The sequence below is a fragment of the Geodermatophilus sp. SYSU D00867 genome, assembly GCF_054050315.1.
In genome coordinates, this window is the sequence record NZ_JBJGZC010000009.1 from 187,618 (window position 1) to 200,076 (window position 12,459).

Consider the following 12,459-nt stretch of genomic DNA (forward strand, 5'->3'; position numbering starts at 1 on the left):
GTGCCCACCGTGCCGTGGCGTCGCCGCCTCTCCCCGGTCCCGGGTGACGAGTACCTGGTGCTGGCCAGCCGGCTGCCGCTCCGGTCGTTCGCCCAGGTCCCGCGGTTCCTGGGGCTGACCGTCGCGGTCGTCCGTCAGCTGGAGCGCACCGAGGGACTGGTCGGTTACAGCCTGCGGGCCCAGCCGCTCGCCAGGACGTTCTGGACCCTGTCCGCGTGGACCGACGACGCGGCGCTCGGCCGCTTCGCGCGGGAGATGCCGCACGCGGCGGTCATGGCGACGCTGCGCCCGCACATGAGGCCCACGCGGTTCGAGTCGTGGACGGTCCGCGGCGACGAGCTCCCCGTGGCGTGGGACGACGCGGTCGAGCGCCTGCTGCGACCGGCCGGCTCCTCACCGCCGCCGTCCCCGGTCCCCTAGGGAACGGTCACCCGGAGAACGGACCGGGAGGTCCAGCGATGGTGCTCCTCGTCGTGCTGGTCGGGACCTACGCCCTCGCCCGGCTGCTCCCCTCGCGGCTGCACCGCCGCCGCCCGCCGCCGGACGCTGCGCGGGTGGCGATGGCCACCGCGATGGCCTTCTCGGGGGTCACCCACGTCGTGAAGCCCGAGCCCTTCGTGCAGCACCTGCCGGAGTTCGTGCCCGCGCGGGAGCGGGTGATCCTCTGGACCGGGCTGCTCGAGGTGCTGTTCGGCGTGGGGCTGGCGGCACCCCACCGCCGGCGCCGGGAGGTGGCTCTCGCCCTCGCGGCGTACCTGGTCGCCGTGTTCCCCGCCAACGTCTACGTCGCCGCGGCGGGCGTCCGGATCGAGGGCCTCCCCGGCGCCTCGCACCCGTGGCTGCGACTGCCCCTCCAGTTCGTCTACATCGGCTGGACCTTCTGGGCCGTCCCCGGTGCGTGGCAGCTCGCCCGCAGCCGGGCTGCGCAGCTGCGGGACGCGACGGCGCCACCCCTCCGCGACCGGGAGACGGTCCTGGCCGGGGCGACGTCGTGACCGCGGGCACGGACCCCGGCCCGGCGTCGTCGCCCCGGGACCGCGGGCGGGAGCCCTCCTGCTGCTGACGGGGGACCGCGTCCCGTCGCGAGGCGGCCCCCCGGGAACCCCACCGGGGCCGAGGTCCCCACCAGGGGGTTCGCAGGAGGCGTCGCGCGGGGCAGAATCCCGGAGAGCGGCTCAGACGGGGGGCGGGCACCCGACCGACGGGAGACGCCGTGCACGCGTCCGACGCGCCGCACCACCCTGACGGCGCAGCACACCGCGACGACGGCGCGGAGCTGCGGCGGTACCGGGCGCTGGTCGAGTACGCCCCGGACGCCGTCGTGATCCTCGACCTCGACGCGGGCCGGTTCGTCACGGTCAACCGGGCCGCCGAGGAGCTGTTCGGCATGAGCCGGGCGGAGCTGCTGCAGGTGGGGCCGGTCGAGGTCAGCCCGCCGGAGCAGCCCGACGGGCGGTCCTCGCGGGAGGCGGCGGCGGCGCAGCTCGACCGGGCGCTGGCCGGCGAGCGGCCCCGCTTCGACTGGACCCACCGCCGCGCCGACGGCACCGACGTCCCGTGCGAGGTCACCCTGCTGCGGCTGCCCGACCCCGACCGGCGGCTGGTCCGCGGCAGCGTCCTGGACGTCACCGAGCGGCGCGCCACCGAGACCGCCCTCGCCGCGCAGGCCGCCCGCCGGATCGCGGAGCAGATCGCCCGGCGGGCCGCGGAGGCGAGCGTGGCCCGGCTGCAGGCGACCGTCGCCGGCCTCAACGCGGTCGTGTGGGAGCGCGACCCGGCCACGCTGCGGCTGACCTTCGTCAACGAGCGGGCCGAGGAGCTGCTCGGCTACCCGGCCTCGCGGTGGCTGGCCGACGAGGGGCTGTGGTCGCGGATCCTGCACCCCGACGACCACGACGCCGTGCTGGACCGGGTGCGCCGCGAGGTCGACGCGGGCGCGGTGGACTTCACGCTGACCTACCGGGTGTGCACCGCCGACGGCCGGTGGGTGTGGCTGCAGCACCTCGGCCACGTCGCCCGGGACGAGGACGGCACCGCCCGCACGCTGCACGCGGTCCTGTTCGACGTCACCGAGGCCCGGCGCCGGGAGCGGGCCGCGGGGCTGCTGGCGGCCGCCGGCCAGGCGCTGGCCGCCCCGGGGGCGGTGGAGGACCGGCTGGCCGCGGTGGCCGCCCTCGCCGTCGAGGAGCTGGCCGACCGGGCCCTGGTCTGGCTGCGCGGCGACGACGACCGCCACAGCGTCGTCGCCGCCGCCCCCGCCGACGCGGCGCGGGGACTCACGGGCGTGCCGCTGCTCGTCGTGCCCGAGGAGCTGCGCCCGTCCGTGGAGGCCGGGCAGCCGTTCGTCGTCGGCACGGTGACCGAGGCGCTGCGGGACGAGGCCACCGGGCGCTCGCCGCTCCGGCTGCCCGCCGACCCGCTGCCGGTCGGCCCCCGCCTGGTGGTGCCGCTGGTGACCGGCGGGGAGCGGGTCGGGCTGCTGTCCCTGGCCGTCGCGGACCCCGGCCGCCGCTTCGACGACGCGGACCGGGCGCTCGCCGGCGACCTCGGCCGGCTGGTCGCGACGACGGTGGCCGCCGAGCGGCTGGCCGAGCGGCAGCGCCAGCTGCACGACCTCGCCGTGGCCCTGGCCGCCGCCGGCACCGCCGCGGAGGCCGGTGCCGAGCTCACCGCGCGCCTGCACGAGTCGCTGGGCGCGGCGGTGGTCGCGGTGTGCGCCCTCGGCGAGGACGGCCTGCTGCACACCGTCGACGTCCACGGCGACTCCCCCGGGTGGACCGCCGGGTTCAGCACCATCCGGCTGTCCGCGCCGGCCCCGCTGGCCGAGGCCGCCCGCACCCGCCGCCCGGTGTGGCTGCCCGACCGCGAGGCCCTGGTGTCCGGCTACCCGGAGATGGCGCCGTTCCTGCGGCCGGAGACCCAGGCGACGGCGTCGCTGCCGCTGCTGGCCGGTCCCCGCCTGGTCGGCGCGGTTGCGGTGGTCTTCGACCGGCCGCGGGCCTTCGACGCCGCCGAGCGCGCGTTCCTGCTCACCGTCGCCGGACAGGTCGCCGGGGCGCTGGAGCGGGCCGCGCTGGCCGACGTGCGCCGGGAGGTGGCCGACACCCTCCAGCGCAGCCTGCTGCCCGCCCGCCTGCCCACCTCCGACCGGCTGGGCGTGACCGCCCGCTACCTCCCCGCGGTGACGGGCACGTCCGCCGGTGGCGACTGGCACGAGGTGGTGCCCGTGCCCGGCGGCCGGACGGCGCTGGTCGTCGGCGACGTGGTCGGCCACGGTGCCTCGGCGGCGGCGGTGATGGGCCGGCTGTCCAGCGCGCTGTCCGGCGTGCTGCTCACCGGGGAGGGGCCGGCGCGGGCGCTGGAGCTCCTCGACGGCTTCGCCGGGCGGATCGACGGCGCCGCGCTGGCCACCGTCGCCTGCCTGGTCCTCGACCCGGCCACCGGCCGGCTGACCGCCAGCACCGCCGGCCACCCCCCGCCGCTGCTGGTCGCCCCCGACGGGTCGGCCGTGCTGCTCGACGGCGGGCACGGCCCGGCGCTCGGCGTGGCCGGCACCGGCCGGCGCCCGGAGACGGTCAGCGTCCTGCCCGCCGGCGCCACCCTCCTGCTCTACACCGACGGGCTGGTCGAGCGGCGCGGCAGCCTGCTCGACGAGGGCCTCGCGCGGCTGGCGGCGGCGGCCGGGGCCCGGGCGACGGCGCCGCTGCCGGCGCTGGTCGACGGCGTCCTCACCGACCTGCTCGGCGGCGGCCACGGCGCCGACGACGACGTCGCCGTGCTCGCCGCCCGGGTGCACCCCGCCTCCCTGCGCCTCGAGCTGCCCGCCGAACCCCTGCAGCTGGCGCGGCTGCGGCGGGAGGTGTCCCGGTGGGCGTGCGAGGCCGCCCTGTCCCCCGACACCACCGAGGACCTGCAGCTGGCGGTCGGGGAGGCCGCGGCCAACGCCGTCGAGCACGCCTACCGCGACGCGACCGAGCCGGGCCGCGTGCTGGTCGAGCTCGTCGCCGACCCCGACGGCGGGGTGGCGGCCACCGTCACCGACGGCGGCACCTGGCAGCCGGCGGCCGCCGACCGGGGCTTCCGCGGCCGCGGGCTGGACATGATCGCGGCGCTCGCCGGCGGTGTCGACGTCCTCCCCGGCCCGGGCGGCACCGCTCTGCGGTTCCGGCTGGGGGCCCCGGGCCCGGTGGCGCCGCCGGCCCCGGGGTCCGCCGCGGTGGCGGGCGCCCCCGCGGTCCTGCGGGCCGGGGACGAGCCGTACGGCCGCCGGCTGGAGCTGGCCGGCGACCTGGACCTCGCCGGCGTCACGGAGGTCCGGGCGGCGCTGCTCGCCGAGGTCGCCGACGACCGGCCGCTCCTGCTGGACCTCACCCGGCTGGGCTTCGTGGCGAGCGTCGGCGCCGGCCTGCTGCTCGAGGCCGTCCGGACGGCGGGCGGCCACCTCGAGGTCGTGCTGCCGCCCGGCGGGTCGGCCCGGCGGCTGCTCGACCTCACCGGGCTCACCGGCGTCCTGGCCGGCGGGGACGGGAGCGCCGCCTCCTGACGTCGCCGACGCGCCGGCTCACCCGGCCGCGACCGCCGGTGCGGGGAACACCAGGTCCAGCACGCGCTCCGTGGCGTGGCCGTCCTCGCGCGAGCAGAACCGCTCCCTGAACCGGTCGTAGCGCTCGCGGTGGCGCTCGGCCAGCGCGTCGAGGTCGCCGAGCGCGTCGAGCACCTCGTCGACGGTGCCCAGCAGCGGGCCGGGGGCGAGTTCCTCGAGGTCGAGGTAGAAGTGCCGCAGGTCGCCGCGGTAGTGGTCGAGGTCGTAGGTGTAGTAGAGGATCGGCTTGCCCGTGACGGCGAAGTCGAACTGCAGGGACGCGTAGTCGGTGACCAGCACGTCCGCCGCCAGCAGCAGGTCCCGGATGTCGGGGTGGTCGGACACGTCGACCACGTGCGGCACGTCGACGCCGTCCAGCGCGTCCGTGACCTGGTAGTGCAGCCGCACCAGCAGGACGTGGTCGGACCCGAACCGGTCGGCGAAGCGCCGCAGGTCCAGGCGCAGGCGGTGGGAGGGGCCCTCCTCGTCGGCCAGCTCGTCGTCGCGCCACGTCGGGGCGTACAGCACGACGGTGCGGTCGGCGGGGACGCCGAGCTCGGCGCGGACCAGCTCGCGGGCCCGCGCGGGGTCCGGCCGGGAGAGCACGTCGTTGCGCGGGTAGCCGGTCTCGTGCACCGGCCCGTGGTAGCCGAAGACCCGCGGCAGCAGCGTGCTGCCGTCGGGGTTCTGCGCCAGCAGCAGGTCCCACCGGGCGATGTCCCGGTCGATCACCGCGGGGACCTCCGGGTCGAAGGTGACGTCGCGGTGCACCGCCTTCAGCGGCGTGCCGTGCCAGGTCTGCAGGTAGGTCGCTCCCGGCCGCTTGTCCCAGTCCACGGACAGGTGGGTATTGGACACGACCAGGTCCGCCGACTCCAGCGCCGCGACCGCCTCGTCCCCCTCGACCGGGACGGTCGCGGCGTCCGCCGGGAACTCGTCGGCGTGCGCCTCGGCGCGCATCCAGACGTGCTCGACGTCGTCGCCGCGGGCGAGCAGCGCCTCGTGCAGCGCGCGGGGGTTGTCGGAGTACCGGCCGTCGAAGCTGCGGTAGACGATCTTCACGTGTGTCCTCGGGTCGTCGGGGCGTGCGGTGCCGATCCGGCCCCGGTCGGGGACCGAGGGGGTCAGCGGCTGCGGGTCTCGGGGAAGAGCAGGTCGAGGACGCGGGCGGCGACCGGTCGCGGGAGGTGGTCGGCGAGGTCCGGCCGCGGGGTGGCGCCCACGAGGACGTACCCCGGTGCCCCGGCGTCGGGGACGCGGAGGTCCAGGCCCGCGACGGGCAGCCCGAGGGCCCGGCTCGCGCGGACGGCGGCCGCGGCGACCTCCGGGTGCAGCCGGTCGGTGACGTCCTCGACGGTGCCGCCGTCGTCGGCGCCCGGCCGGACGGGGATGCGCTCGCCGGCCGGCGGGACGTCGTCCATCGCCCAGCCGGCCTCGGCGACGGCGGCGGCCGTCCCCTCGTCGAGCGGGATGCGGGACCGCCCGCCGGTGGCCCGCTCCCGGCGCCGGCCGGCCCGGCGGACCAGCGCCGCGACGTCGGAGACCCCGTCGCCGACCACCGTGGCGGGCCGGCGCACCCCCGCGGCGACGACCGCGGAGTCGACGACGACGACCCGCAGCTCCTCCCCCGCCGGCACGGCGTCGGCAGCCACGCGGACCCCGGCGCGGGCGGCGACCCGGCGGGTCACCCGCGGGTCCGCGCAGCGGCTCAGGGCCACGGCCGAGGTGAGCTCGGGCATCGACCCGCAGGTGAGCGCGCTGCGGGCGCCGAGGGTGTGGCGCAGCTCGCCCTGGTCGGCGTCGGTGACCTCGACCCGCACCCCGCGGCGCAGCGCCTCGTCGGCGAGCAGCCGCGCGCAGGGCGCGAGCCGGTCGAGCCCGGCCGGGGCGGGGACGAACAGCGGCGCGTTGACCGCGTTGCGGCGCTTGACTACCAGCGCGGGCACCCGGCGGAAACCCAGCTTGCGGTAGAGGGCGATGGCGGGCGTGTTGTCGTGCAGCACCGAGAGGTCGAGGTAGGCGCGGCCCCGGGCGAGGTAGCGCTCGGCGAGCACCCGGACCAGCGCCTCCCCGGTGCCCGGCGGGGCCTCCTCCGGGTCCGCGGCCAGGCACCACAGGCTGCTGCCGCCCTCGGGGTCCCCGAACGCCCGGACGTGGTCGACCCCGGTGACCGTGCCGACGACCCGCCCGGTGCGCCGGTCCTCCGCCACGAGGTAGCGCACCGTGCGGGTGGAGTGGTCGTGCCAGACGGTGGCCGGGTCCCCGGGGACCATGCCGGCCAGCCGGACGATGCGCTCCATCTCGGCGACGTCGTCCGGGCAGGTCACCGTGCGCACGAAGACGTGCGGGACCAGCTCACGGCGCGGCCGGTACCGGTGCAGGTCCAGCCGGAGGGTCAGCGAGGGGTCGAGGAACAGCTCGCCGGGCGCCAGCCCGAGCAGGACCTGCGGGTCGCGGGGGTAGACGCAGATGTCGCGGCGGCCGTCGGCCTCGTCCCGGAGGACGTCGGCCAGCCGCTGCGTGTCGGCGAACGTCTGGCCGAACAGCAGCCGTCCCCAGCCGAGGTCGAGGGTGGCGTCGGCGTCCATGCCGCGCAGCTGGTGCTCCGACGGCGGCTGCCACGGGATGCCGGTGATCGTCGGGACGGCCGTCAACGGCCGCCGCCGCGACGTACTGGTGCTCACGATGGGTCGCCACCCGGGGTCGTGCCCGGCTCGTCAGGCGGCGTGCTGCACCCGGCCGTGCCGCCCCACCATGCCCCTCCTGTCGCGGACGAAACCGACCCGGAACGACCGGGTCCCGGTCAGCGCCCGACCGGGACCAGCCGCGCCGGGCCGGCCGGTGCCTGCGCCGTCGCCGCGCGCAGGAGCTCGTAGGTGCCCTGGGCGGCGGCCGCCCACCGCCCAGCCACCGGCTCGCCCCGCAGCCAGGTCGCGGCCGCGACCAGCAGCTGCCAGCCGGCCGCCGCCTCCAGGTTGAGGTGGACCGGCAGCGGCAGCACGCGCAGCAGCCCGGCGGGGTGGTCCGTGAGCAGCGTGTCGGCCAGCCCCGCCGCGCCGGAGGCGGCCAGCAGCAGGCGGGTCCGCGGCCCCCACGGCCGGGTCCACGGCACGGTGAGCAGTGCCAGCGTGCTCACCACGTCGAGGACGGCGTGCACCGTCGGCGGCAGCGGCCGGACCGGGGCCAGCGGGTCACCGGGCCGTGACCGGGGCAGCACGACGTCGTCGTCGATGGGCTCGCGGCGGTCCAGCTCGCCGGAGAGGAAGACGTCCACCAGCCGGGCGGTCACGTCCGGCGCCGACCAGTGGGCGTTGTGCGCGGCGCCCTCGATCACGACCAGCCGGCCGTCGGGCAGCAGCCGGGTGACCTCCTCGGCCCACTCCTGGCCCAGCGTCCGGTCGTGCCGGCCGCGCACCACCAGGGTCGGCGCGGCGACGTCGGGCAGCCGCTGCTCGATCGGGTCGTCGGCGCTGCGGACGAGTTGCTGCACCATCCGGGCCACGCCGGTGGACAGGTACTCGACCTGCATCACCGGCTGGAGCGTGGGGACCTCGAAGACCTGGTTGCGCAGCACCTGCGGGTACTGCCGCCAGGGCCGGCGGTAGCGGGGGTCCGGCGTCGAGCCGGACAGCACCAGCCGCTCCACCCGCTCGGGGTGGCGGGCGGCGAGCTCGACACCGACCTGCGCGCCGATCGAGTTGCCGAAGAAGCTCGCCCGGCGGATCCCGCAGGCGTCGAGCCAGGCCAGCAGGTGGCCGGTCTGCGTGGCGACGTCGGGGCCGCCGGGCCAGCGCAGGTGCGGGTCCCGCGGCGAGCGGCCGAACCCGGGGAGGTCGGGCGCGAGGACGTCGTGCCCGAGGGCGGCCAGACGCCGTCCCAGCGGGACCAGGTACCGGCTGGACAGACCCAGCCCGTGCAGCAGCACGACCGGCACCCGCTCGCCGCCCGCACCGGAGCGCCAGGTGCGGGAGTGGACCCGGGCGCCGACCGCGGGCACGGCGGTCCGCACGTGGCGCGGAGGCGGGCCGGCGGGGCGGAGGGAGGTCAGGACGGGCACGGGTCCTCCGGAGGGAGGTGGGACGCCCCTCGGCTCGGGGCGCCGACCCCGTACCCGGACGCAGGGGACGAACCACACCGGGCCGTTCCGGATTGGGACGGCGAGCCGGTGGGCATGGGTCCGGGGCCGGTGCGGGTGAGCAGCCACTCCTCGCCGTCCCTCCTCCCGAGAGCCCGTGATGACGCCTGCCCGGACCCGGGCGACGGCACCCGCCGTCCCCCTGTCGGACCGCACCCTCCGCGACCTCCCGCCCGACGTCTCCGTCCCGGACTACGACCGCGCCGCGCTGCGCCCCGGGATCGTGCACGTCGGCGTCGGGGGCTTCCACCGCGCCCACCAGGCCGTCTACCTCGACGAGCTGGCCCGCCTGGGCGAGACCGGCTGGGGCGTGGTCGGCGTCGGCCTGCACAGCCGCGAGATCGGCGAGGTCCTCGCCGGCCAGGACCGGCTGTGGACCGTGGTCGAGCGCTCCGTCGACGGGGACCGCGCCACCGTCGTCGGCGCGCTGACCCGGTACCTCTACGGCCCGGACGACCCGGAGGCGGTGCTCGCGGCGCTGACCGACGGCGGCACCCGGGTGGTCACGCTGACGATCACCGGGACCGGCTACCGCGTCGACGCGCACACCGGGGAGTTCGACGCCGACGACCCGCACGTCGCCCACGACCTCGAGGACCCCGGCACACCCGAGACCGTCTTCGGCTACCTGGTCGAGGCGCTGCGCCGGCGGCGGGAGGCGGGGACGGCGCCGTTCACGGTGCTGTCCTGCGACAACATGCAGTCCAACGGTGCGGCGGCCCGCTCCGCGGTGGTGTCCTTCGCCCGGCTGCGCGACGAGGACCTGGCCGACTGGATCGACGCGAACGTCGCCTTCCCCAGCAGCATGGTCGACCGGATCACCCCGAGCACGACCCCCGAGGACCGGGACGCCGTCGCGCGGGAGACCGGCGTCGACGACCGGTGGCCGGTGGTCACCGAGCCGTTCCGCCAGTGGGTGGTCGAGGACGCGTTCTGCAACGGGCGGCCGCCGCTGGAGCGGGTCGGCGTCCGGTTCGTCGACGACGTGTCCCCCTACGAGACGGTCAAGACCCGGCTGCTCAACGCCGGGCACTGCGCCATCGCCTACCTCGGCTACCTCGCCGGCCACCGGACCACCGCCGACGTGATGGCCGACCCGGTCTTCCGCGGCTTCCTCACCCGGCTGATGGCCGAGGAGATCGCCCCCGGGCTGCCCGAGGTCCCCGGCGTCGACCTGGACGGGTACCAGGCCACGCTGCTCGACCGGCTGGCCAACCCCCGGATGGCCGACCAGCTGGCCCGGCTGGGCCGCCGGGGCTCGTCCAAGATCCCCAACTACCTGCTGCCGTCGGTGCGGGCCGCGATGGAGGCCGGCCGGCCGCACCGGCTGCTGTGCCTGGCCGTGGCCGGCTGGCTGCGCTTCCTCCGCGGCTCCGACTACGCCGGCGAGGAGGTGCCGATCCAGGGCCCGCGGCCCGACCTGGTGCCGGTCGCCCGGGAGGCGGGCGGCGACGCGGGGCCGCTGCTGTCGGAGCGGGCGGTCTTCGACCACGTCGGCCAGGACCCGCGCTTCGCCGGGTGCGTGCAGCGGGCCCTGACCGCGCTGGACCGGCAGGGACCGCGCGAGGTCATCGAGGAGTTCCTCGCCGACGGCGGTGGCGCGTGACGGCCGGGCGCCACCTCGCCCTCGACGCGGCCGCGGTCACCACGCTGCTCTGCGACGCCGACGGCACGCTGTTCCCCTCCGAGGAGCCGGCGTACGCCGCGTCGGCCGACGTCACCAACCGGTTCCTCGCCGGGCTGGGGGCCGGGCGCACCTACGCCCCCGACGAGCTGCAGCGCACGACCAACGGCAAGAACTTCCGCGCGGCCGCCGCGGAGCTGGCCACCGCCCACGGGCGCGAGCTCACCCGCGCGGACCTCGAGGAGTGGGTGACCGAGGAGAGGGACGTCGTCACCGCCCACCTGCGCACCGTCCTGCGCCCCGACCCCGCGGTCCGCGGGCCGCTCGAGCGCCTGGCCCGCCGGTTCGCGCTCGCGGCGGTCACCTCGAGCGCGTCGTCGCGGCTGGCCGCCTGCCTGGAGGTGACCGGCCTCGCCCCGCTGTTCGCCGGCGACCGCCGGTTCAGCGCGGAGGACTCGCTGGCCGAGCCCACCAGCAAGCCCGACCCGGCGGTCTACCTGTACGCCGGCGCCACGCTCGGCACCGGCCCCGCGGAGGCGGTCGCCGTCGAGGACTCGGTGAACGGGGCCCGGTCGGCGGTGGCGGCCGGGTACCCGACCGTCGGCATCCTGCAGTTCGTCCCGGACGCCGACCGGCCGGCCCGCGGCGAGGCGCTGCGGGAGGCCGGCGTCGCCGCGGTCGCGGACTCGTGGGCCGACGTGGAGCGGCTGCTGGGCTGACCTCAGCGGCGCCCGGCCGCCGCGGCCGCCAGCGCCCCGAGGTCGTTGGCCGCCAGGTGCAGCAGCGCCGGCGCCAGCAGGCTGCCGCTGCGCTCGCGCAGCCGGGCGAACAGCACGCCGGCGCCCGCCGTGCCGAGGCAGGCGGCGGCGACCGCGCCGGCCCGGCGCGGCCGGTCCGCGGCCGGCGCGTCGAGCGCGAGCGTGCGCACGGTCGGGGTCACGTGCCACAGGCCGAACAGCGCCGCCGCCGCGGCCCGCGCCTGCCGCGCGGGCAGCACCCGCCGCAGCACCGGGGGCAGGACGCCGCGGAAGGCGACCTCCTCCCACAGCACGGTGCCGACCGGGATGCGCACCAGCACCCGGACGGCCAGCGCCCGCGCGCCGAGCCCGGTCACGCGGGCGTCGGCGAGCAGGGGCCGCAGGGCCGGGACGGCGAGGGCGGTGGCGTACCCGGCGCCGACGACGGCGGCCCAGGCCCCGCCCGCCCGCGCCCCCGCCCCCAGCCGCCGCGGGTCCAGGCCGAGCTCGGCCCAGCTGATCCCCCCGGAGCGGGCCGCCGCGAGCAGCGTCGCCGCGGCCGCGGCGTTCACCGGCGCGTACGCCCGCTCGGGCAGCCGCGGCACCAGCAGGTCGTTCCAGGCCGCGAGCAGCACGGCCAGGCCGGCGGCCCGGCGGGCGTCGGAGCGGCGGACGTCGGAGCGGCGGCCGGCCACGTGCTCCCCCGGCCGGGTCAGCGGGAGCGCGACCAGGTGAGGACGGCGGGGCCGCCGGGGAAGGTCCGCACGTCGTCCAGGACGAACCCGGTGGGGGCGAACCCGGTGTCGAACAGCGGCCGGCCGGCACCGGCCACCACCGGGTACTGCTTGAGCACCAGCCGGTCGATCTCGGGGAGCAGCTCACCGGCGAGCTGCCCGCCGCCGGCGAGGTAGACGTCGAGGCCGGGCGCCTCCTTGAGGGCGCGCACGGCGGCCAGCGGGTCCTCCCGGACGACGGTGACCTCCGGGGCCGGGGGTTCCAGCGACCGGGAGACGACGACCTGCCGCAGGTGGGCGTAGGGGCTGACGATGCCCGCGGCGAGGCCGGGGTCGTAGGTGCGCCGGCCCATGACGACCGTGTCGAACCGGCGCCGGAGCGCGGCGTCGACCCCCAGCGCCCGGCGCACGTGCGTGGGCAGCGCGTCGGCGTACTCGGTCGCCATCCACTCGGTGAACGGCTCGGTGAGCGGGTAGAAGTCCACCTCGTCGTCGGGGCCGGCGATGAAGCCGTCGATCGACACCCCGACGTAGTAGACGAGGTCGCGCACGTCCCACCTCCACCGTCGTCGCCGACGTCACGCTCCCGTGGTGCGGCACCGGTGCGCAAGCGGCGACGGGCCGGGGACCCCGAGGGGTCCCCGGCC

The 12,459-nt window shown here is 78.0% G+C and carries 10 protein-coding genes; 5 read left to right on the top strand and 5 right to left on the bottom strand.

Going from position 1 to position 12,459, the window contains the following annotated elements; all coding sequences use genetic code 11:
• From ACI8AK_RS10900 to ACI8AK_RS10910, 3 genes are all read left to right on the top strand, one after another.
• Positions 1–420, top strand: a complete 420-nt coding sequence (locus ACI8AK_RS10900; RefSeq protein ID WP_387989123.1) for a hypothetical protein — start codon at positions 1–3, stop codon at positions 418–420.
• A 38-nt stretch (positions 421–458) separates the two neighbouring features.
• Positions 459–995 (top strand): DoxX family protein, encoded by a 537-nt coding sequence (locus ACI8AK_RS10905; protein ID WP_456903959.1) that lies wholly within the window; start codon positions 459–461, stop codon positions 993–995.
• Positions 996–1,213: 218 nt separating this feature from the next.
• The gene (locus tag ACI8AK_RS10910; RefSeq protein WP_456956222.1) at positions 1,214–4,543 is read left to right on the top strand and encodes a SpoIIE family protein phosphatase; all 3,330 of its coding nucleotides are present in this window, start codon (positions 1,214–1,216) and stop codon (positions 4,541–4,543) included.
• An 18-nt stretch (positions 4,544–4,561) separates the two neighbouring features.
• Here ACI8AK_RS10910 and ACI8AK_RS10915 read toward each other — a convergent pair whose 3' ends face one another.
• The 3 genes from ACI8AK_RS10915 to ACI8AK_RS10925 all read right to left on the bottom strand — a co-directional run bounded on the left by ACI8AK_RS10915 (position 4,562) and on the right by ACI8AK_RS10925 (position 8,639).
• Positions 4,562–5,644, bottom strand: coding sequence for a CDP-glycerol glycerophosphotransferase family protein (locus ACI8AK_RS10915; RefSeq protein WP_456903954.1), 1,083 nt, complete (start codon positions 5,642–5,644; stop codon positions 4,562–4,564).
• Positions 5,645–5,706: 62 nt separating this feature from the next.
• A complete protein-coding gene (locus ACI8AK_RS10920) occupies positions 5,707–7,266 on the bottom strand; it encodes a GNAT family N-acetyltransferase (protein WP_456903952.1) in 1,560 nt (519 codons plus the stop codon).
• Between the two features lie 119 nt (positions 7,267–7,385).
• Positions 7,386–8,639: an alpha/beta fold hydrolase gene (locus ACI8AK_RS10925; protein ID WP_387989113.1), complete on the bottom strand. Its 1,254-nt coding sequence runs from the start codon at positions 8,637–8,639 to the stop codon at positions 7,386–7,388.
• Positions 8,640–8,817: 178 nt separating this feature from the next.
• On the opposite strand from ACI8AK_RS10925, the gene ACI8AK_RS10930 reads away from it, so the two are divergent.
• Complete coding sequence (locus ACI8AK_RS10930; protein ID WP_456956224.1) at positions 8,818–10,323, top strand: mannitol dehydrogenase family protein; 1,506 nt, start codon at positions 8,818–8,820, stop codon at positions 10,321–10,323.
• On the top strand, positions 10,320–11,060 hold the full coding sequence (locus ACI8AK_RS10935) for an HAD family hydrolase (protein ID WP_387989109.1): 741 nt from the start codon (positions 10,320–10,322) through the stop codon (positions 11,058–11,060). Before ACI8AK_RS10930 ends, ACI8AK_RS10935 begins: the two co-directional genes overlap by 4 nt.
• 2 nt (positions 11,061–11,062) lie before the next feature.
• Here the strand turns inward: ACI8AK_RS10935 and ACI8AK_RS10940 are convergent, their stop codons facing one another.
• Positions 11,063–11,773: a CPBP family intramembrane glutamic endopeptidase gene (locus tag ACI8AK_RS10940; RefSeq protein WP_456956226.1), complete on the bottom strand. Its 711-nt coding sequence runs from the start codon at positions 11,771–11,773 to the stop codon at positions 11,063–11,065.
• A gap of 17 nt (positions 11,774–11,790) precedes the next feature.
• A complete protein-coding gene (locus ACI8AK_RS10945; protein WP_387989105.1) occupies positions 11,791–12,363 on the bottom strand; it encodes a dihydrofolate reductase family protein in 573 nt (190 codons plus the stop codon).
• Positions 12,364–12,459: the final 96 nt, after the last annotated feature.

What these genes read in the sequence shown, in the direction of transcription:
- ACI8AK_RS10930 (WP_456956224.1), top strand. Translation starts at nt 8,818, where the DNA reads ATGACGCCTGCCCGGACCCGGGCGACGGCACCCGCCGTCCCCCTGTCG.
- ACI8AK_RS10905 (WP_456903959.1), top strand. Translation starts at nt 459, where the DNA reads ATGGTGCTCCTCGTCGTGCTGGTCGGGACCTACGCCCTCGCCCGGCTG.